The 18,709-nt window shown below is 71.1% G+C and carries 18 protein-coding genes and 6 tRNA genes; 9 read left to right on the top strand and 15 right to left on the bottom strand.

The window, feature by feature from the left end:
* Positions 1 to 3: 3 nt before the first annotated feature.
* Together thrS and AC0QU1_RS10210 are read right to left on the bottom strand one after the other, a co-directional pair.
* On the bottom strand, positions 4 to 2,031 hold the full coding sequence (gene thrS, locus AC0QU1_RS10215; RefSeq protein ID WP_483576273.1) for a threonine--tRNA ligase: 2,028 nt from the start codon (positions 2,029 to 2,031) through the stop codon (positions 4 to 6).
* A 124-nt stretch (positions 2,032 to 2,155) separates the two neighbouring features.
* Positions 2,156 to 2,341, bottom strand: coding sequence for a hypothetical protein (locus AC0QU1_RS10210; protein WP_483576272.1), 186 nt, complete (start codon positions 2,339 to 2,341; stop codon positions 2,156 to 2,158).
* A gap of 258 nt (positions 2,342 to 2,599) precedes the next feature.
* Between AC0QU1_RS10210 and AC0QU1_RS10205 the strand changes: the two genes are divergently transcribed.
* Both AC0QU1_RS10205 and AC0QU1_RS10200 read left to right on the top strand, forming a co-directional pair.
* The gene (locus tag AC0QU1_RS10205) at positions 2,600 to 4,384 is read left to right on the top strand and encodes a cation:proton antiporter (protein ID WP_483576271.1); all 1,785 of its coding nucleotides are present in this window, start codon (positions 2,600 to 2,602) and stop codon (positions 4,382 to 4,384) included.
* Positions 4,385 to 4,393: 9 nt separating this feature from the next.
* The gene (locus tag AC0QU1_RS10200) at positions 4,394 to 5,095 is read left to right on the top strand and encodes a tyrosine-protein phosphatase (RefSeq protein WP_483576270.1); all 702 of its coding nucleotides are present in this window, start codon (positions 4,394 to 4,396) and stop codon (positions 5,093 to 5,095) included.
* A gap of 373 nt (positions 5,096 to 5,468) precedes the next feature.
* On the opposite strand, the gene AC0QU1_RS10195 is transcribed toward AC0QU1_RS10200, so the two are convergent.
* From AC0QU1_RS10195 to AC0QU1_RS10170, 6 genes are all read right to left on the bottom strand, one after another.
* Positions 5,469 to 5,543 (bottom strand) — tRNA-Val (locus AC0QU1_RS10195).
* A gap of 1 nt (position 5,544) precedes the next feature.
* A tRNA-Cys gene (locus AC0QU1_RS10190) sits at positions 5,545 to 5,615 on the bottom strand.
* Positions 5,616 to 5,640: 25 nt separating this feature from the next.
* Positions 5,641 to 5,712, bottom strand: a tRNA-Gly gene (locus AC0QU1_RS10185).
* 212 nt (positions 5,713 to 5,924) lie between these two features.
* On the bottom strand, positions 5,925 to 6,806 hold the full coding sequence (locus AC0QU1_RS10180; protein ID WP_483576269.1) for a S1 family peptidase: 882 nt from the start codon (positions 6,804 to 6,806) through the stop codon (positions 5,925 to 5,927).
* 269 nt (positions 6,807 to 7,075) lie between these two features.
* Positions 7,076 to 7,399: a hypothetical protein gene (locus tag AC0QU1_RS10175; RefSeq protein ID WP_483576268.1), complete on the bottom strand. Its 324-nt coding sequence runs from the start codon at positions 7,397 to 7,399 to the stop codon at positions 7,076 to 7,078.
* A 3-nt stretch (positions 7,400 to 7,402) separates the two neighbouring features.
* Positions 7,403 to 8,104 carry a M15 family metallopeptidase gene (locus tag AC0QU1_RS10170; RefSeq protein WP_483576267.1) on the bottom strand — a complete coding sequence of 234 codons (702 nt, stop codon included), beginning with the start codon at positions 8,102 to 8,104 and terminating at the stop codon, positions 7,403 to 7,405.
* A 251-nt stretch (positions 8,105 to 8,355) separates the two neighbouring features.
* Between AC0QU1_RS10170 and AC0QU1_RS10165 the strand changes: the two genes are divergently transcribed.
* A complete protein-coding gene (locus AC0QU1_RS10165) occupies positions 8,356 to 9,195 on the top strand; it encodes an MBL fold metallo-hydrolase (RefSeq protein WP_483576266.1) in 840 nt (279 codons plus the stop codon).
* A 22-nt stretch (positions 9,196 to 9,217) separates the two neighbouring features.
* Here AC0QU1_RS10165 and AC0QU1_RS10160 read toward each other — a convergent pair whose 3' ends face one another.
* On the bottom strand, positions 9,218 to 10,156 hold the full coding sequence (locus tag AC0QU1_RS10160; RefSeq protein ID WP_483576265.1) for an NADP-dependent oxidoreductase: 939 nt from the start codon (positions 10,154 to 10,156) through the stop codon (positions 9,218 to 9,220).
* A gap of 291 nt (positions 10,157 to 10,447) precedes the next feature.
* Between AC0QU1_RS10160 and AC0QU1_RS10155 the strand changes: the two genes are divergently transcribed.
* The 3 genes from AC0QU1_RS10155 to AC0QU1_RS10145 all read left to right on the top strand — a co-directional run bounded on the left by AC0QU1_RS10155 (position 10,448) and on the right by AC0QU1_RS10145 (position 12,282).
* On the top strand, positions 10,448 to 11,290 hold the full coding sequence (locus AC0QU1_RS10155; protein ID WP_483576264.1) for a helix-turn-helix transcriptional regulator: 843 nt from the start codon (positions 10,448 to 10,450) through the stop codon (positions 11,288 to 11,290).
* 9 nt (positions 11,291 to 11,299) lie between these two features.
* Complete coding sequence (locus tag AC0QU1_RS10150) at positions 11,300 to 11,941, top strand: LysE family translocator (protein WP_483576263.1); 642 nt, start codon at positions 11,300 to 11,302, stop codon at positions 11,939 to 11,941.
* 113 nt (positions 11,942 to 12,054) lie between these two features.
* Positions 12,055 to 12,282: a hypothetical protein gene (locus AC0QU1_RS10145; RefSeq protein WP_483576262.1), complete on the top strand. Its 228-nt coding sequence runs from the start codon at positions 12,055 to 12,057 to the stop codon at positions 12,280 to 12,282.
* Positions 12,283 to 12,515: 233 nt separating this feature from the next.
* On the opposite strand, the gene trpS is transcribed toward AC0QU1_RS10145, so the two are convergent.
* From trpS to AC0QU1_RS10115, 6 genes are all read right to left on the bottom strand, one after another.
* The gene (trpS, locus tag AC0QU1_RS10140; RefSeq protein WP_483576261.1) at positions 12,516 to 13,634 is read right to left on the bottom strand and encodes a tryptophan--tRNA ligase; all 1,119 of its coding nucleotides are present in this window, start codon (positions 13,632 to 13,634) and stop codon (positions 12,516 to 12,518) included.
* A 339-nt stretch (positions 13,635 to 13,973) separates the two neighbouring features.
* On the bottom strand, positions 13,974 to 14,465 hold the full coding sequence (locus AC0QU1_RS10135; RefSeq protein WP_483576260.1) for a GNAT family N-acetyltransferase: 492 nt from the start codon (positions 14,463 to 14,465) through the stop codon (positions 13,974 to 13,976).
* An 87-nt stretch (positions 14,466 to 14,552) separates the two neighbouring features.
* The gene (locus tag AC0QU1_RS10130) at positions 14,553 to 15,617 is read right to left on the bottom strand and encodes an NADAR family protein (RefSeq protein WP_483616498.1); all 1,065 of its coding nucleotides are present in this window, start codon (positions 15,615 to 15,617) and stop codon (positions 14,553 to 14,555) included.
* A gap of 162 nt (positions 15,618 to 15,779) precedes the next feature.
* Positions 15,780 to 15,851 (bottom strand) — tRNA-Val (locus tag AC0QU1_RS10125).
* 11 nt (positions 15,852 to 15,862) lie between these two features.
* Positions 15,863 to 15,933, bottom strand: a tRNA-Cys gene (locus tag AC0QU1_RS10120).
* A 64-nt stretch (positions 15,934 to 15,997) separates the two neighbouring features.
* Positions 15,998 to 16,069: transfer RNA gene (locus AC0QU1_RS10115), tRNA-Gly, on the bottom strand.
* A gap of 191 nt (positions 16,070 to 16,260) precedes the next feature.
* Here AC0QU1_RS10115 and AC0QU1_RS10110 point away from each other — a divergent pair.
* The 3 genes from AC0QU1_RS10110 (at position 16,261) to AC0QU1_RS10100 (ending at position 18,677) form a co-directional block, all read left to right on the top strand.
* Entirely contained in the window at positions 16,261 to 17,361 is a 1,101-nt protein-coding gene (locus AC0QU1_RS10110; RefSeq protein WP_483576661.1) for a chorismate-binding protein, read from the top strand.
* Between the two features lie 84 nt (positions 17,362 to 17,445).
* Positions 17,446 to 18,294: a helix-turn-helix domain-containing protein gene (locus AC0QU1_RS10105; RefSeq protein WP_483576258.1), complete on the top strand. Its 849-nt coding sequence runs from the start codon at positions 17,446 to 17,448 to the stop codon at positions 18,292 to 18,294.
* Positions 18,291 to 18,677 carry a VOC family protein gene (locus AC0QU1_RS10100; RefSeq protein WP_483576257.1) on the top strand — a complete coding sequence of 129 codons (387 nt, stop codon included), beginning with the start codon at positions 18,291 to 18,293 and terminating at the stop codon, positions 18,675 to 18,677. Before AC0QU1_RS10105 ends, AC0QU1_RS10100 begins: the two co-directional genes overlap by 4 nt.
* Positions 18,678 to 18,709 lie beyond the last annotated feature (32 nt).

Genomic DNA, 18,709 nt, shown 5'->3' with positions numbered 1-18,709 from the left:
CCGTCAGACCTGCGCACGGTCACGGACGGCCGCGACGATCCGCTCGACGGCGTCCGCAACGGGCACCCCGTTCTCCTGGCTGCCGTCGCGGAAGCGGAACGACACGGCGCCCGCGTCGACGTCCTCGCCGCCCGCGATGAGCACGTACGGCACCTTCTCCTTGGACGCGTTGCGGATCTTCTTGCCGAACCGGTCGTCGGACAGGTCGATCTCGACGCGCACGCCCCTGGCCTCGAGCTGCCGGGCGACGTCCTTCACGTAGTCGTCGAACGCCTCGGCGACGGGCACCAGCTTGACCTGCACCGGCGCCAGCCACACCGGGAACGCGCCGGCGTAGTGCTCGATGAGCACGCCCATGAACCGCTCGATCGAGCCGAACTTGGCGGAGTGGATCATCACCGGCTGCTGGCGCGTGCCGTCGGCCGCGGTGTACTCCAGCCCGAAGCCCTTGGGCTGGTTGAAGTCGTACTGCACGGTGCCCATCTGCCAGGTGCGGCCGATGGCGTCCTTGGCCTGCACGGAGATCTTGGGGCCGTAGAACGCGGCGCCGCCCGGGTCGGCCACGAGCTCCAGGCCGGTCTCGCGGCCGACCTGCTCCAGGATCGCCGTGGCGGCGGCCCAGTCCTCGTCGGAGCCCACGAACTTGTCCGGCTTGGAGTCGTCCCGCGTGGACAGCTCCAGGTAGAAGTCGTCAAGGCCGAAGTCGCGCAGCACGCTGAGCATGAAGTCCAGCAGGTGCTTGACCTCGGCCGGCGCCTGCTCCGGCGTCACGTAGGAGTGCGAGTCGTCCTGCGTCAGGCCGCGCACCCGGGTCAGGCCCTGCACCACGCCCGACTTCTCGTACCGGTACACCGACCCGAACTCGAACAGGCGCAGCGGCAGCTCGCGGTACGAGCGGCCGCGCGAGGCGAAGATCAGGTTGTGCATCGGGCAGTTCATGGCCTTGAGCCGGTACTTGGACCCCTCCAGGTCCATCTCCGGGAACATGGTGTCCGCGTAGTACGGGAGGTGGCCCGAGGTGTGGAACAGCCCGTCCTTGGTGATGTGCGGCGTGCCGACGTAGGAGAAGCCCTCCTCGATGTGCCGCTGGCGGACGTAGTCCTCCATGACCCGCTTGATCACGCCGCCCCGGGGGTGGAACAGCGGCAGGCCCGAGCCCACCTCGTCGGAGAAGCTGAACAGGTCCATCTCGGCGCCGATGCGCCGGTGGTCGCGCCGCTCGGCCTCCGCGAGCCGGTCCAGGTACGCCTTCAGCTCGTCCTTCGACGGCCACGCCGTGCCGTAGACGCGCTGCAGCATCGGGTTCTTCTCGCTGCCGCGCCAGTAGGCCGCGGCGCTCCGCATGAGCTGCACGCCGTTGCCGATCAGGCGGGTGTTCGGCAGGTGCGGGCCGCGGCACAGGTCCTTCCAGACCACGGTCTCGCTCTCCCGGCCGGCGCCGCGCACGTTGTCGTAGATGGTCAGCTCGCCGCCGCCCACCTCGACACTTTCGCCGCTGTCGCCGTCGGCCGAGCCGCCCTTGAGGCCGATCAGCTCCAGCTTGTACGGCTCGTCGGCCAGCTCCGCGCGCGCCTCGTCCTCGGTGACGACGCGGCGGCGGAAGGTCTGGCCCTCCTTGATGATGCGGGCCATCGCCTTGTCGAGGGCCTTGAGGTCCTCGGGCGTGAACGGCGTGGCCACGTCGAAGTCGTAGTAGAACCCGTCCGTCACCGGCGGGCCGATGCCGAGCTTGGCGTCCGGGTTGACCTGCTGCACCGCCTGCGCCAGCACGTGCGCGGCGCTGTGCCGCAGCACGGCCAGGCCGTCCGGCTCGCCGATCGTGACGGGCTCGACCTTGTGCCCGGCCGGGATCTCCCGGTCGAGGTCCCACAGCTCGCCGTCCACCCGCACCACGACGACGTCACGGCGGTCGCCGTACAGCTCGGCGCCGGTGGTCGTGGCCGTGGTCGTCGTCGCCTCCGTGGTGGTCTCGGCCGGGGACCCGTCACCAGCGACCTCGGTGGGGCTGGGCGGCGATACGACGTCGGACACAGGAATGCTCCTTGGGGAAAGACACTGATCGAGGGGCGACCGTCCACGCGGACGGCGCCCCTCGATCGTACCGATACAGTGCCGGTCCCGTACCCGCGGACCGCACCGCGGGAGGGACCGCCGCTCAGCTCTGGCCGAAGTCCTTGGCCTTCTCGCCCAGCGCGTCGATGGCGCCGTCCGCCTGGTCGGGCGCAAGCTCCTTGAGCTTGTCGGTGGCAGCGTCGACGTTCTCGTCGGTGAGCTGCTCCTTCGCCTTCTCGATGTTGTCCGGGTCGGTCACGAACTTCTTGGCCTCGTCAAAGAGTCCCATGTCCGTCTCCTCTCGACACAGGCACACAGCGTGCGCCCCCTGCGACGGCGGGGTTCCGCCGCCTTCTCGAAAGTACGCGCCCACGGCGGGGTGCGCACAGCAACGCGGGTGCGGCGCCGGGGCGAACCTACCCACGAGGTACAGATCCCGCATTCCGAACACGACATTCGGCTCCTACCGGAACGCCGGGCTCGGGCGCGGCGGGCAGTTCCGCGGACGACGTCGGCGAACCCCGCCCGCGTCTCGTAACGTCAGTCCGTGGAGTACGTGGAGTACCTGACCATCGCCCTCGCCGCAGCGGTCGCGATCATCGGCGTGACGGCGCTCGCGCCCCGGGCCGGAGTCGCCTCGCCCCTGGTCCTGGTGGTGCTCGGCGCCGGGGTGAGCCTGCTGCCGTGGGTGCCCGCCATCGCGGTGCCGCCGGAGCTGATCCTCGGTGGCGTGCTGCCGCCGCTGCTGTACTCGTCGGCGGTGAGCCTGCCCACCATGGACTTCCGGCGCGACTTCGCGGCCATCGGCGGCCTGTCGGTCACGCTCGTGGTGCTCAGCTCGGTGCTGCTCGGGCTGCTGTTCCGGTGGATGGTCCCCGGCATCGACCTGGCCACGGGCATCGCGCTCGGCGCCATCGTGAGCCCGACCGACGCCGTCGCCACCTCGATCGTCAAACGGCTCGGGGCCTCGCCGCGCAGCGTCACGGTGCTGGAGGGCGAGTCGCTGCTCAACGACGCGTCGGCGCTCGTGCTGCTCCGCTCGGCGATCGCGGCGACGGCGGCGACCGTCAGCCTGTGGGAGGTCGTGGGCGACTTCGCCTACGCCGCCGTCGTGGCCGTGGCGATCGGGGTGCCCGTCGGCTGGCTCGGGCTGCGGGTGCGGCGGCGGCTGCCCAACGCCGCCCTGAGCACGGCGATGTCGTTCGTGGTGCCGTTCGTCGCCTACGTGCCGGCGGAGGAGCTGGGCGCGTCGGGCCTGGTCGCGGTGGTCGCGGCAGGACTGGTGACGGGCAACGGCGCCGCGCGGACCCTCCGGCCGCAGGACCGGATGGCCGAACGGTCCAACTGGCAGACCGTGGAGCTGCTGCTGGAGGGCGGCGTGTTCCTCGCGATGGGCATCCAGCTCTTCGACCTCATCGAGGACGCCGGCACGGGCTCCGGCTCGGTGTGGCACGCCATCGGCATCGCGGCGCTCGCGAGCGTCGGGGTGCTCGTGGTGCGGACAGCGTTCGTGGCGCCGCTCGTGGTGCTGCAGGCGCGCCGGTCGCGGCGTGCCGAGGCCATGCGCGGCACGCTCGGGGACATCCAGGTGCGGCTGGCCCAACGGGTTGCGGCGTCGGAGCAGAGCGTGTCGGCGCAGGGCGTGCCGACGTCCCGGACGGCGGGCGGCCGCCGGGATCCCGCCTCGCGGGTGGAGCGGATCCAGGGCGCGCTGCGCCGTCGGACCGCGGACATCGACTACCTGCTGGCCAAGCCGCTCGGGTGGCGCGAGGGCACGCTGCTGGTGTGGGCGGGCATGCGCGGCGTGGTGACGCTCGGCGCCGCGCAGACGCTGCCGACCGAGACACCGCACCGGTCCTTCCTGATCCTGGTGGCGTTCGGGGTCGCGTTCGGCACGCTGCTGGTCCAGGGCAGCACGCTGCCCTGGGTGGTGAAGCGGCTCGGCCTGACGGACCAGGAGGCGTCCGCCGACGTGCCGGCCCTGCGCCGCGAGATGGAGCAGGCGGCGCGCGCGTTCCTCTCCGACGCCCGCCGCCCCGACGGCACGCCGTACGACGACGAGGTGGTCGCCCACGTGCGCGGCGACACCCTGCGCGAGCGCGAGACGCAGGACGCCGACGCCGCCCTGAGCCGGGACCGGTTCGTCCAGTACCGGGAGCTGCGGCTGGCCACCATCGCCGCCCAGCGCGCCGAGCTCCTCTCCCACCGCGCGGCCGGCACGTACGACTCCGCCCAGCTCGGCCGCGCCCTCGACCTGCTCGACGCCGACCAGATCACCGTCGAGATGCGCAAGGGCAAGATCTCGCTGCAGGAGGAGCCGCCGGAGCGCTAGCCTCCGGGCGTGACGGACTACATACCGCTCCACCTCGACTGGCCGGGCTGTCTCAACGTGCGTGACCTGGGCGGGCTCCCGCTCACCGGCGGCGGCGCGATCCGCGAGCGCGCCCTGGTGCGCTCCGACTGCCCCAGCTACCTGACCGACGACGGCGTCACCGCCGCCACCGGCTACGGGCTGTCCCGGATCATCGACCTGCGCCGCCCGTCCGAGACCGACCGGTGGCCGAGCAGGCTGTCCGCCCTGCCGGCCCACGTGCACCTGCCGGTGCAGGACCCGGACGACCCGGAGGAGGGCCCGTGGGTCCACCTGTACGCCGGGCTGCTGGACCGGCGTCCCGAGCTGTTCGCGCGGGCCGTCGCCGCCGTGGCGGACGCGCCCGAGGGGCCCGTCCTGGTGCACTGCGCCGCCGGGAAGGACCGCACGGGCCTGGTGGTGGCGCTCGCGCTCAGCCTCGTCGGCGCCGACCCGGACGCCCTGGCCGCCGACTACGAGCTCACCAACGAACGGCTCGCGCCCCGCTACGCCGAGCTCACCGACGCCCACGACCGGGACCGGCCCGGGCGTCTGGTGCCACCGACCCGGGAGGTCATCCTCGGGGCACTGGAGCACCTGCGCACGCGGCACGGCTCGGTCGAGGGATACCTCACGGGCGGTGGCCTGACGCCGGGGCACGTGCGGACCCTGCGGGCCCGGCTGGTCGGCTGAAGCTTGGCCGGTCGGCTGAAGCGGCGCGAGGAGGCGCCGAGCCGCAGGCTACGAGTCGATCCGGCCCGGGGTCTGGGGCCGAACCGCAAGTTGATCGTGACCGCCGGGGCCGAACCGCAACTTGATCGTCACCGCTCGGGCCCAACCGCAAGTTAATCGTCACCACCGAGCTCGAGCCGCAAAGTACACGTCACCGAGGGTCCGTATCGACGTGCACGCTGCGGTTCGACGCCGTCGGAGACCGCCAACTTGCGGTTCGGCGACGGCAGCATGGCGACCGCCGTCGGGCACCTCATCGCCGTCGAACACGACGAAGCCCGTGCGACGAAACCCGGGCACGACGAAGGCCCCGGACCGTGGTCCGGGGCCTTGCTGGTGGGCGATACTGGGATCGAACCAGTGACCTCTTCCGTGTCAGGGAAGCGCGCTACCGCTGCGCCAATCGCCCGAGGTGGGTACGGGATTCGAACCCGTGTGTACGGCTTTGCAGGCCGCTGCCTCGCCTCTCGGCCAACCCACCGTGCACCCCACCAAAGCGGGTGTCGAGCGGATGACGGGACTTGAACCCGCGACCCTCACCTTGGCAAGGTGATGCTCTACCACTGAGCTACATCCGCGCTATGACCACACGGACCTGGAGAGGTCCGGTGTGGTGACGCTCCGGAAGAGTAGTTCACGAACGGTGTGCCGGTCCAATCGAAATGGCCGTGTCGCGCGCCACGCACCCAACGCCGTCGAACGAGCGCGACCCACGACGTCGCACAAGCGCGGACGGCGCCGCCGGAACCGTCCGGCGACACCGCCCGCGCAGGTCAGAGGCGGTCGGGCGTCAGTAGATCGAGACGCCGTACGCGCTGAGCGCCTCGGTGACGGGCTGGAAGAACGTGGTGCCCCCCGTGCGGCAGTTGCCGCTCCCGCCGGAGGTGATGCCGAGGGCCACCGAGCCGCTGTACAGCGCGCCGCCCGAGTCGCCCGGCTCGGCGCACACGTTGGTCTGGATCATCCCGCCGACCGCGCCCTCCGCGTAGCGGACGGTGACGTTCAGCGCGGTGACCGTGCCGGAGTGCACGCCGGTGGTCGAGCCGTCCCTGGTGACCCGCTGGCCCACGTACGCGTTCCCGGCGGTGTAGCCGCCGGGGTGGCTCACCGAGGGGTTGTCGTACCGGACGAGGGCGTAGTCGTTGCCGGGGAAGCTGGACCCGACGGTCGGCCCCACCAGCGTGCTCTGGGACGAGTTGGTGTACCAGGTGGGCACCTCGTTGCCGCAGTGGCCCGCGGTGATGAGGTAGTAGGTGCTGCCGCTGCGGACGTTGAAGCCCGCCGAGCACCGGTACCCCGACCCGTAGATGGCGTCGCCCGAGCCGAGGAGCGGCTTGAACTCGCCCGGCGCGCGCTTGATGGTCAGGGCGTCCGCGTCGGCGCCTGCGGCCTTACGGAGCGTGCTCAGCTCCGCGGTGGAGACGGTCGAGTCGGCGGTGACGACGACCGTCCCGGTAGCCTGGTCCGTGTACCAGGCCACGCCGGTGACGTCGGTGGCGGCCACCGCTGCGCGCACGGTGGCGAGCTCCGCGGCGGTCGGCTTGTCGGGAGCCGCGGTGGCCGCGGGGCCGACGAGGGTGGACAGCGCGAGCCCGAGCCCTGCTGCGATGGCGATCAGCCGGCCCCGCTTCGTTGCGGGGTCGGGGTGGAGAGTGGTGCGAATGGATCTCATTGCATCCTCCTGGGGTGAGGACTCGCTGGTGGCGAGCCCAGCTCGGCGAGGACGGAGCGTCGTCGCTCGCCGTATCGCGCGCCGAGCGTATTGCGCCTCACATTTCGCCCACAAGGGTTCAAAGAGGATGTTACTGACTGGAAACGAAATTAGCCGATTTCGTAACGTTTCACCCCGCCGAGCGGCGCCGTACCGCCGTCTTCACCCGCCGTGGCGGCGTCTGGCCGGCCGTCGTGACGGCGTGCTGGCGTGACGCCCCGGGGAGCGGATCAGTTCTTCGTCGCCTCGTCGACGCCCTCGCCGCGCTCCATCTCGGCCAGCGCCGCCTGCGCGGCCTGCGCGTCGCCCGGGTCGAACCGCACGCCGCCCGCCTCCCCGGCCTGGAACACTCCCGGCTCGGGCCTGGTCGGGCGGTAGGCGAAGGCGAGCGCGCCGACGACGAGCATGACCACCGCCGCGATCCGGCCCAGGACGGCGGCGCCGGTCCCGTCCGCCAGGAGGTCCCACCCGATGACGAGCACCACACCGGCCACCGCGAGGACCACGTAGGCCACCGTGCGCACCCGGGGCGGGATCACGTCGTCGGAGAACATGGCCTACCTCACCCCCGCGAACCGGGTGTGGAAGGCGGCGGCCGCCGCGTTGGAGTTCTCGCCCCACACGCCGTCGATCCGGTCGGTGTACAGGCGCCCGGCGTACGAGCGGGCCAGGATGGTCTGGAACCACTTGATGCGCGCCTTGCTCGCCTTCTTCTCCCGGATGTTGTCCATCAGCCGGTCCCACGCCTTCTCCGTGGCGACGCCCCAGTACGCGTCGACGACGCCGGTGAGCAGGCGCGCCTTCCGCAGCTTGCGCTGCAGGTCGACGACGGCGCGTGAGCCGTCGGTCGCGTTGCTGACATGCTCCCAGTGCCAGGGCTCGTCCTTCTCGAAGCCCGACGCACCCGGCGTCGCCCAGTTGGGGTTGTCGAAGCCGAAGTGCCGCGCCTCGCGCTGCATCCACTGGTGCTGCTCGGACGAGCGCACGTTGATGCCGGCGCCGAGGTCGAAGGCGAGGCCCCACCCGTGGTTCGACGTGCCGGGCACGGCCGCGAGGAGCGGCTTGCTGAGCTTCAGGGCGACCTGCTCTTCGAAGGTCCGGTAGGCGTCGGTGATCGAGACGTCGTCCCCGAACTCGCGCCGGTACCGGGCCGACAGTGCAGCCATCCCGCGGGCGGCGTCCTTCTGCGCCTGCTGCCCCTCGTCGAACAGGATGCGAGTGAGGCTCGACGCCGGCAGGCGCCCGTTCTGGAGTGCCATCGATCCGGTCCCCCTCGGTCAGCAACGTCGCTGAGTACTACTCCCCCGCTTCTGCGCACAGAACCGCCTTGCCTGGATTTGAGGCTACGCCGCGCCCGACGGCGGGCACAGTTCCCGGCGCCGTCTTCACCCAGGTGAACTGCGGCCGATGAGTTCCCGCCGCTGCCGCGGTCACTACTGGCACGGCACCCGGAGCCGGTCACTGAGGACCGGCACGCCGCCCGGTCACGCCACGAACGGAAGGACGCCCCATGCTGACGCAGGTCGCGGACGGTGTGCTGGTCCACCAGAGCGAGCTACTCCAGAACAACACGGTGGTCGTGCAGGGCCGGGCCGGCGCACTGCTCGTCGACGCCGGGATCACCGGCGACGAGATGACCTGCCTCGCGAACGACCTGCGCGAGCTGGGCCTGCCCGTCGTGGCGGGCTTCTCGACGCACCCCGACTGGGACCACGTGCTCTGGCACACCGAGCTCGGCGAGGCGCCTCGCTACGGCACGGCACTCGGCGCCGCCACGATGCAGGACCTGCGGTCGGACGACGCGTGGCACGCCCACGTCGTCGAGGGGCTGCCGCCCGAGATCGCCGAGGACGTACCGCTGGACCGGTTCGGCCTCATCACCGGTCTGCCCGCGGGGACCGCACGGGTCCCCTGGGACGGTCCCGGCGTACGGATCATCGAGCATCCGGCGCACTCCCCCGGCCACGCGGCGCTGTTGGTCGAGGATCGCGGCGTGCTCGTCGCCGGGGACATGCTCTCCGACGTCTTCGTCCCGATGCTCGACGACTTCACCGACACCAACGACCCGGTCGAGGAGTACCTCGTCGGGCTGCGGCGGCTGGAGGACGTGGCGGACGGCGTAGAGGTGCTCGTGCCGGGGCACGGGTCCGCCGTCAGTGGAGCCGACCAGGTGCGCGCACGGATCGAGCTGGATCGCGCGTACCTGCACGCCCTGAGCGACGGTCGCGCCCCCGACGACCCGCGGATCGGCCCGGCGGCCAAGCCCGGCTGGGAGTGGGTGAGCTACATCCACGAGGGGCAGGCCGAGAGCGTCGCCCGACGGAGGGAGCGCGACGGGGCGGCCGGATAGGGCTGCTCACACCGGCTGCCGGTCAGCGTGTGCCGGGCACGGGGTCGGACGCCAGGATGACCTTTCCCTTGGCGTGGCCGTCGGCGAGGTGCTTCAGCGCCCCGGGTGCGTCGTCCAGGGGGTACTGGCTGTCGACGACGACACGCAGCCCGTCGTCGATCGCGGACATCACCCGGGCGAGGCGCGCGGCGTCCGAGGTGTGGAAGACGAACGCCGCGCGCCGCCCTCGCGCCGCAGCGCGCTCGGCGTCGGGTGGCTGCGGCACGGCGACGAGCAGCCCGCCCGGACGGAGCACGTCCAGCGAGCGCGTCTCGACGGCGCCCCCGATGGTGTCGATGACGACGTCGACGTCGGCGACCTCGGACCCGAAGTCACGATCGCGGTAGTCGATGACGCGGTGGGCCCCGAGCTCCGTGGCGAGGTCGGCCCCGGCTCGGGAGACGGTGGTGACGACCTCGGCGCCCAGCCGCCGGGCGAGCTGCACGGCGAAGCCCCCGACCCCGCCGGCGCCGCCGTGGACGAGGACGCGGTGGCCGGGCTGGACGTCGGCGACCTCGGTGAGAGCCTGGAGGGCCGTGGCCGCGGCCGTCACCGCCCCGGCGGACAGGGCGAGCGGGATCGTGGCCGGCGCCGCGACGACCTGGTCGGCCGGGACGGCCGCCAGCTCGGCAAAGCCACCGCCGGACGACGGATCGAGGCGGGCGACGACGAGATCTCCGACCGCCCAGCCGCCGACGTCGGCCCCCAGCTCGACGACCGTCCCCGCGATGTCGGTCCCGAGCGTGTAGGGAGGCTCCAGCGGGAGGATGTGCTGCACGTGCCCGGCGACGATCTTGAGGTCGAGCGGGTTCACCGCCGCGCCGGCCACCCGGACGAGCACCTCGTTCCGGCCGGGGGTCGGGTCGTCCACCTCGCTGAGCGCCGGCGAACCGCCGTACTCCCAGAACCTGGTCGCCTTCACCGGACCGCCCCGGCGCCGGTGATCTGGCTGGTACTGGTTGCCTTCGTACTGGTCGCCTTCGTACTGGCTGCCGGACTGCCCTGGGCCTGCATGGCGATACCCCTCACTGCCTGTGTCGACGGATGCCCGACCGATACTGCGGTCCCCTCGACCGCCCGGCCAGACGCCGCTGACACCGGTGACGGCAGCACCTGCCTGGGGCGTGAACCCGGGCGGTTCTCCGCCCACGGCCGCGATGCTGGTGTCAGCAGCACCTGGAAACGGCGAGCGCGCAGGCTTGATACTGGCCGTGTGGATCTGGCCAAGCTGGGCGCTTTCCTCAAGTCCCGTCGTGCCCGACTGACGCCACGAGACGTCGGCCTGAACGAAGGGCCCCGGCGCCGCGTGCCCGGCCTACGGCGCGATGAGGTGGCGACCCTTGCCGGTGCGTCGCCCGACTACTACACCCAGCTCGAACAGGGCCGAGGCGCGCAACCCTCGGAGCAGATGCTCGCCGCGCTCGCTCGCGCGCTACGGCTCACGGTGGACGAGCACGACCACATCTACCACCTCGCCGGACGCCCGGTCCCGCCCGTCGGCAGCATCAATGCCCACATCAACCCCGGGATGCGGGACCTGCTCGACCGCCTCACGACCACGCCGGCGCAGATCATGACGGACCTCAGCGTCACGCTGGTCCAGAACCGCCTCGCCACCGCGCTGCTGGGCAAGCCCAAGTTCACGAGCGGACCGCAGGCCAGCGCCATCTACCAGTGGTTCACCGACCCCGGATCACGGGACCTGTACCACCCGGACGAGCACGACCACCAGTCACGGGTGTTCGTCGCGGACCTCCGCGCGGTCGCGGCCCGCCGCGGAAGCGACGGACCGAGCTCGGTCCTGATCGACACGCTCCGCCGGGAGAGCCAGGAGTTCGCGGACCTGTGGGCCCGGCAGGACGTCGCCGTCCGACGGCTGGACCGCAAGCGGCTCCGCCACCCCATGCTCGGTGAGCTCGAACTCGACTGCCTGACCCTCACCAGCGACGACGGGACGCAGCGCCTGCTCTGGTTCGCGCCACCACCCGGCAGCGATGCGGCGGAGCAGCTACGGCTGCTCGACGTGGTCGGTGATCTCGCCAGCGCCCGTGGATAACATCCAGGGGTGATCTCATGGGAGCAGCTCGCCGGCCTGGCCGTGGCCAGTGTCGTGATCATCGTCGTGCCGGGCCCCAGCGTGCTGTTCGTGGTGGGGAGAGCGCTGAGCTACGGCCGACGCACGGCCCTGTACAGCATCGTCGGCAACAGCATCGGCAGCTATCTGGCGGCTGTGTGCGTGTCAGTAGGCCTCGGCTCGCTGCTCGAGCGGTCGGAGCTGCTCTTTCAGGTCATCAAGCTGCTCGGGGCCGCCTACCTGGTCTGGCTCGGCGTGCAGGCGTGGCGGCACGCCGGTGACGGCACCGCCGGGGCGCAGCCGAGCACCGTGCCGGTGCACCGGCCGTGGCAGTCGGTGCGCACGGGGATGCTGGTCGGGGTGACCAACCCGAAGGCATTCATCCTGTTCAGCGCGATCCTGCCGCAGTTCGTGGATCGCTCCGCCGGGGCGGTGCCGGTGCAGATGCTGGTCCTGGCCGCGTGCCCGATCGCGATCGGGCTGGTCACCGATACCGCATGGGCACTGTTGGCCGGGCGTACCCGGGAGTGGCTGTCCCGGTCCCCGCGCCGCATGGTCGCGCTGGGCCGGACGGGCGGGGCGTCCATGATCGGACTCGGCCTGTCCGTCGCGGTAACCGGCCGCCACGATTGACTTCGGTAGACAACACGAGGGCAGGCGCAGAGTGCCGTCAGAGCAGTGCGACGGGGCGGCCGGCAGTAGGGAAAGACCTCGGTTCTTGACGGATCGGTCGCTACGGTCGGGGTATGCCGCTTGTTCGCATCGAGATCCGCGTTGACGGGCGCGACGAGGCCCGCCGGATCATGGCGCGCTTCGCCGACGGCAAGACCGACCCCGCCGTCGAGCAGGAAGTACTCGACGCCGTCTGGGCGCAGGGCCGGGTGCCACGGGGGCGACCGGTCTGTCTGGGGATGACCAACGGGCGCCCGGTGCACCTCAAGTTCGACGTCGACGTGACGCCAGGGATCAGATAGGTCTGCCTCGGTTGGATCGGCGCCGATGTACTCACAGGTGCTGCGCAGTATTTGGTACGGCCAGTCGACGTCGCCGGCATCAACCGTGACGGAGGTGGCTACGTGACGAACACCGCGCCAGGGCCCCGGCGGGCGCGTCGCTGGCTTCGGCCAGAAGCGATCCCCCAGGCCCACCAGACCTGGACCTGGGGAATCGCGTCGCGGCAGGCACCGTCGACGGTCGCCTCTCCGGGTCAGTACCGCATCTGCATGAGTCCGCGGACGTCGTCCAGGGTGCGGTCGGCGATCTCGTTCGCGCGGGTGTTGCCCCTCGCGAGTATCCCGGTGAGGTACTCCGGTCCTCGTGCAGATGCTTCTGTACGGCGGGCGCGCATCGGGCGCAGGCCTTCTACGAGCGCCTCGGTGACGATCTGCTTGAGTCGCCCGGCACCGGCTGCGCCGACCTCTTCGGCTAACGCCTCCGGCGTCGTCCCGGCGAAATGCGCGCCGATGGTCAGGAGGTTGGCGATCTCGGGACGACGGTCGGGCTCGTACGTGATGTGCCGCTCGGAGTCGGTCTTCGCCTTCTTCACGAACCCGACCGTGGCGTCCTCGCTCGCCCGGATCTCCAGGGCGTTGCCCGCAGACTTGGACATCTTCGCGCCGTCGTTCCCCAGGACGGTTGGGGTGGGGACAATCAGTGCATCCGGCTCGGGGAAGTAGGGTCGGTCGGCCGCATAGCGGCTGTTGAACCGGCGCGCGATCGTCCGCGAGATCTCCAGGTGCGGTAGCTGGTCCTGGCCGACCGGAACGAGGTTGGCGTGGCAGAACAAGATGTCGGCGGCCTGATGCACGGGGTAGGTGAACATCAGCCCGGACATGCCGCGTCGCCCACGCCTCTCCGCCGCGACGGTCTCGGCCTTGACCGTGGGGTTGCGCTCCAGCTCGGCCACGGTGACCAGGGAGAGGAACGGCAGGAGTAACTGGTTCAGGGCCGGCACGGCGGAGTGCGTGAAGATCGTCGTGGCCTCCGGGTCGATCCCCGCGGCGAGATAGTCCAGGACCACCCCACGGACGACGGCGGGCAGGTCGCCCGCGACGTCACGGTCGGTGATGACCTGGTAGTCGGCGATGATCAGGAAGATCTCGACGCCCTGTCCCTGGAGACGCACGCGGTTGTCGAGGGTGCCGATCAGATGACCCAGGTGCAGAGCACCCGTGGGCCGCTCTCCCGTCAGGACGCGGAACCGCGAGGGGTCGGTGGTGATCTGCTGCTCCAGGATGGTGGAGCGTTGCTGGGCGATGCGGACCGACTCGGTGGAGTACACGCGGTCGTCCGAGGGGGTCTCGGTGATGGCGGTGGGCGTAGTCATGGCGGCTCCTTGATGGGGTTCGGCCTGCCACTGCCCAAGACTCTGGAAACCAAGACGTCCCGGGCTGCGGCAGGCAGCTCGGGACGGCGGTGGGCGCGTCGGGTCACGGCTGCGTGGGCAGCCACCACCAGCATCGCCGGAGAGTCATGCTGGTGAGCATAGCCAGCCGTTTCGGTCCCGTCATGGGGACATGGTGTGATTCGCCGTTGCCGGTCGAGTGGCAAGGCCACTGGCGTGTTGCCGTCGACCCGCACGGCCTCAAGTCCCTACTTCCTCGACGTGCGCTCCACGTGAAGGGTCGGTGCCGAAGGCGTCGCCTTCCTATGGATCGCTTGCCGGTCAGCGAACCATGCGGATCAGAACGAAGTTGAGATCGTCAGTGAGGCGCGCGCCGTCCGGCCTGAACCCGTGCTTCTCGTAGAACCTGCGAGCACGCGGGTTGGCGTCCGCCACCCAGAGCTCCGCGGGCCGTACGGAGGGCAGGACGGCGTCGAGCAAGAGGGCACCGATCCCGGTCCCGTGATTCTCGCGGAGAACATAGAGCGACCACAGCTCATCGGACCGGACCGGCGGGATGCCGTTCTTGGCCCGGGCGGCTGCGGCCTTAGCGAGGCCCACAACCCGCTCGTCGACGACAGCGACCATCGGGCGCCCAGAAACATCCTCGGACAGCCGGTCGCGCCATCGCCGCGTCCTCCGCTCAACGGTGTCGTTCTCCCAGTGCCCCGCTGGGAGCAAGTCAGAGTACGTCTGCACCCATGCGGTGTGGTGCACGACAGCAATCGCCTCGGCGTCGTCGAGGACTGCGGAACGTACAACGGTTTGGCTCACCGGCTCACAGTGGCACCTGCTGGCTTGGGTCCGCGAGCGCCTTCCGGTGGACACGCACTGCTTCGAGAGCGACGGCTTTGTTCACGCCTAGTGCGTCGGCCAGTCGTGGGCCAACCCGGCCCCGTCGGCGTGGAGCTCGGACCGGACAAGCTCAAGGAGGCGCCCCATCCAGTTGCGGCCCCTCGTACCCCAGTGGCTGCTGGTGAACTCGTCGTAGTGGATCTCCAGGTCACCCGTTCCCAGCAGCACCTCGGCGAGTAGAGGGTTCTGGCTGTACTTCGCCCGTAACAGCGTCAGCATGATCGACTCTCGCAAGGCGTCCCATCCTGGCCGCTTCGGCGCATCCTCGGCCAGCTTCATCGCGTCGTATGGGCGCGGCGCAGCGGCGATCGTCGCGCGCAGATCGTCGTCCTGGACGGACATTGCATGCCAGGCGGTTTCGACGTCTGGGAACTCCGAATCAAACACATCGAGTCTGCACGGGTAGGAGTTGCGCAGCCCGTGGATCGGTGGAGCCGTCTCCACACCATGCGGGTACACGGCTTGTGGCACGCGGACCGCGGGACGGACCGCGCCATCGCGGGGACGACGCTTCATCTGGGGCCATCCTGGCTGCGACGCACGCCGCTTCGCGAAGTACTCAAGCGCGTGTGAATGCATCTCCCTGGAAACCTTCATACCGTCTGAACGGTTGCCTCCGACTCCAGCGGCAACGACTTGAACCGGCCAGTCGCGGTGATCCATGTCACCGAGCATGTAGGTCCGTAGGTGGCCGGGGACGGCTAGGTACGCATCGAGCAACGCTCGCCGGTTCACCTCCGTCGGATTGTCGAGAAACGACCCGAGAGCGCCAAGGCACCGCTCCGTCGAGTCCGGGCGGCCTGCGAGATTGTCGGCAGTGTCCCGCACCTCGCCGATCAACTCGTCAGCGCTCACCCACGGCTGCGACGATGACATCCTCCAGGCTGCGAGATGGTGGGCAGACGCCTGTGCGCCGTCCTCGAACGACGTAGCAACCCGACCCGAGCGAACCCTTTGCTCGAACTCGTCGAGGTCGACCAGGTCCCAGCAGTCGACCATTCCGTCCGCGTAGATCACCAGCTCAGTCAGGAAGTACGTCCCGCCGTTCTTGATAAACGCAAGTCGCGTCATACCCGGGACCTCGTGCCCCTCGACCTCGCGTGAGGTCCTCCTGCCACCCATGAGACCGAACACTAGGCCGTGTCAGATGAATCGCGGAGCCTGTCGACCAGCACCAGACACGCAAAAGACCCCCTGATCCGCGTCTCCGCGATCAGAGGGTCTTGCTTCCGGTGGGCGATACTGGGATCGAACCAGTGACCTCTTCCGTGTCAGGGAAGCGCGCTACCGCTGCGCCAATCGCCCTCGTTACTGCGAGGTGGGTACGGGATTCGAACCCGTGTGTACGGCTTTGCAGGCCGCTGCCTCGCCTCTCGGCCAACCCACCGCTCGGCCAACCAACAACCCTGGGTGCTCTCTTCAGCCGAAGGGATCACGAGAGCGACGTTCCGAGCGGATGACGGGACTTGAACCCGCGACCCTCACCTTGGCAAGGTGATGCTCTACCACTGAGCTACATCCGCGAAGCCGGGCATCCTGGGGGTCTCCCCCGGTGTTCCGGCGTTCTGAACATTAGTCGAACGGGCGGCGAACCGTCCAATCGCACACGCCGCCGTACGGTTGTCCCGTGTCACCCAGCCTGGACCATCCGCCCGCAACCCACACGATCCCACCGGTTCCCTCCCGGCGCGGCGCTTCCACCACGCCGTCGGACGTGACGGGAGACACCGGCTGGACAAGTTTCGCCGGGCGTGTCGCGACCGGCGCGGTCGAGTGCATCGACGTCCTGGCCGAGCCGGAACGGCTCGCCACGGGCACGTGGTTCCTGGTCGCCGACTTCGAGGGCCGGGCCCGCGCCTGGCGGTTCGCCCGGGTGCAAGCCGCGTCCCAGGTGTCCGACGCCGGAGCGCCGCCCGCCTGGCACGGACCTGCACCCGACTCATGGACCTCCTCGATGGACCAGGCCACCTACGAGGCCGCCGTCGAGCGCGTGCGCGCCTACGTGCGCGACGGCGAGGTCTATCAGGCCAACATCTGCCGGGTCCTGTCGGCGCCGCTCACCGCGCCCCCCACCACCGAACCCAACGCCCGCGCCCTAGCCGCCCGCCTGGCCGCCGGCAACCCTGCCCCCCACGCGGCCGCCGTCCACGTCCCCGCCGCGACCGGCCTGGACCCGGTCTGGGTGGTGAGCGCGTCACCCGAGCTGTACCTCTCCCTCACCGACCAACCCGGAGCGGCCGGACCGGTCGTGGAGTCCGGCCCCATCAAGGGCACCGCCCGCACGCCCGACGGCCTCACCGAGAAGGACCGCGCCGAGAACGTGATGATCACCGACCTCGTGCGCAACGACCTGCAGACCGTCTGCCGCCCCGGCACGGTCGAGGTCACCGCGCTGCTGGAGGTCGAGGAGCACCCCGGCCTGGTGCACCTCGTCTCGCGCGTGCGCGGCGTCCTGTCCGACGACGTCGTCCGCTCCGGCGAGCTGTGGCGCCGCCTGCTCGCCGGGACCTTCCCGCCCGGCTCGGTCTCGGGCGCCCCGAAGTCGAGCGCGCTGCGCATCATCGCCGAGCTGGAGACCGCACCCCGCGGCCCGTACTGCGGGGCCGTCGGCTGGGTCGACGGCGGCCGCGCGTCGCTCGCCGTCGGCATCCGCACCTTCTGGTGGGCCGACGGCGTGCTGCGGTTCGGCACCGGAGCCGGCATCACCTGGGGCTCCGACCCGACCGCCGAATGGCACGAGACCGAGCTCAAGGCGGAGCGGCTGGTGGCGCTAGCGTCCGGAACGCCAGCCGGGCAGGGCCCGGCACCCGGCTGAACACCACGGGCCGCCCCGCCCCGGACAAGCGCCATGGACCGCCCCGCCCGGCCGCGTGTCAGAGCCGGGGACTACCGTGGACACGTGAATCGCCGCCCGGTCTCCGGGGTCCCGGAGGTCCTCGCCCCCTATGTCACCGCCGTCGTGCCGTACGACGTCGACGTGGGGGCACCCGGCGTGCACCGAGGCATGCCGAGCACCGGGCTGACGTTCGAGCTGCCGCTCGGCGAGCCGATCGACGTCTCGTGGGCCGGCCAGGACGGCTCCCGGCGCCGGGCCTGGTCGTGCGTGTCCGGGCTGCACACGCGGCCCGCCGCGATCCACCACGGCGGCCGGCAGCGCGGCGTCAGCATCTCCCTCACGCTGCGCGGCGCCCGGGTGCTGCTCGGCGTGCCGGCGGGCGAGCTCTCCGGCGAGCTGCTGAGCCTGCCGGAGGTCGCGCCGCACCTCGCGCACCTGCCCGAGATGCTCTACGAGTCGCCCGACGGCGCGACGGTCATGCGCGCCCTGGTGGAACGGCTCGCCCGGGCCGGGGAGCCCCGACCGCGGGCCGACGTCGGGCGGGCACTGGCCCGTATCGCGGGCGGCGGTCAGGTCCGCGAGGTCGCGGCCGAGCAGGGCTGGAGCCGTCGCCATCTGCAGGACCTCGTCCGCGCCGAGTGCGGGCTCACGGCCCGCGACCTGCGGCGCGTGGCCCGCCTCGCCCGCGCGCGCCGCGCGCTCGTGGTGGCCGCCCGGTCGGGACGCGTCGGCCTGGCCGACGTCGCGGCGTCCGCGGGATACGCCGACCACGCCCACATGACCCGCGAGTGGGTGACCCTGGGCGGGTGCACGCCGACCACCTGGATCCGCGAGGAGCTCCCGTTCGTTCAAGACATCGCCGACCCGGCCCCGGCATCGTGGGAGACACCCGACCGAGGAGGAGCACGATGAGCACCGGACTGTGGGTGACCCTGAGCTACCACGACGCCGACGCCGGCCTGGCCTGGCTGAAGGCCGTCGGCTTCACCGAGCGCGCCGTCTACCGGGACGACGCCGACCCCGCCGTCGTCCACCACGCCGAGCTGAGCTGGCCGGACGGCGGCGGCGTCATGCTCGGCACGCACCGGCCACGACCCGGATGGCCCGACCAGGCCGGGACGGGCTCGGCCTACGCGGTGACCGACGACGTCGACGGCACCTACGCGGCCGCTCTCGCCGCAGGGGCGTCCAGCCTCAGGGAGCCCGCCGACGAGGACTACGGCGGCCGGTCCTGCGTGGTGCGCGACCCCGAGGGCAACCTGTGGAGCTTCGGGAGCTACCGGGGCGAGAGCTGATCGCCGGGCCATCTGACCGGCGCCGATGAGTT

The organism is Promicromonospora noduliphila, assembly GCF_056951025.1.
Note: the sequence above shows the minus strand (reverse complement) of the source record. Positions and strands in the feature narration are given on the sequence as shown.

Coding starts and splice junctions, on each gene's coding strand:
- AC0QU1_RS10170 (WP_483576267.1), bottom strand. CDS start 8,104: ATGGCACTCCAGAACGGGCGCCTGCCGGCGTCGAGCCTCACTCGCATC.
- AC0QU1_RS10145 (WP_483576262.1), top strand. CDS start 12,055: ATGCCGCTTGTTCGCATCGAGATCCGCGTTGACGGGCGCGACGAGGCC.
- AC0QU1_RS10175 (WP_483576268.1), bottom strand. CDS start 7,399: ATGTTCTCCGACGACGTGATCCCGCCCCGGGTGCGCACGGTGGCCTAC.
- AC0QU1_RS10210 (WP_483576272.1), bottom strand. CDS start 2,341: ATGGGACTCTTTGACGAGGCCAAGAAGTTCGTGACCGACCCGGACAAC.
- AC0QU1_RS10100 (WP_483576257.1), top strand. CDS start 18,291: ATGAGCACCGGACTGTGGGTGACCCTGAGCTACCACGACGCCGACGCC.
- AC0QU1_RS10130 (WP_483616498.1), bottom strand. CDS start 15,617: ATGACGCGACTTGCGTTTATCAAGAACGGCGGGACGTACTTCCTGACT.
- trpS (WP_483576261.1), bottom strand. CDS start 13,634: ATGACTACGCCCACCGCCATCACCGAGACCCCCTCGGACGACCGCGTG.
- AC0QU1_RS10180 (WP_483576269.1), bottom strand. CDS start 6,806: ATGAGATCCATTCGCACCACTCTCCACCCCGACCCCGCAACGAAGCGG.
- AC0QU1_RS10165 (WP_483576266.1), top strand. CDS start 8,356: ATGCTGACGCAGGTCGCGGACGGTGTGCTGGTCCACCAGAGCGAGCTA.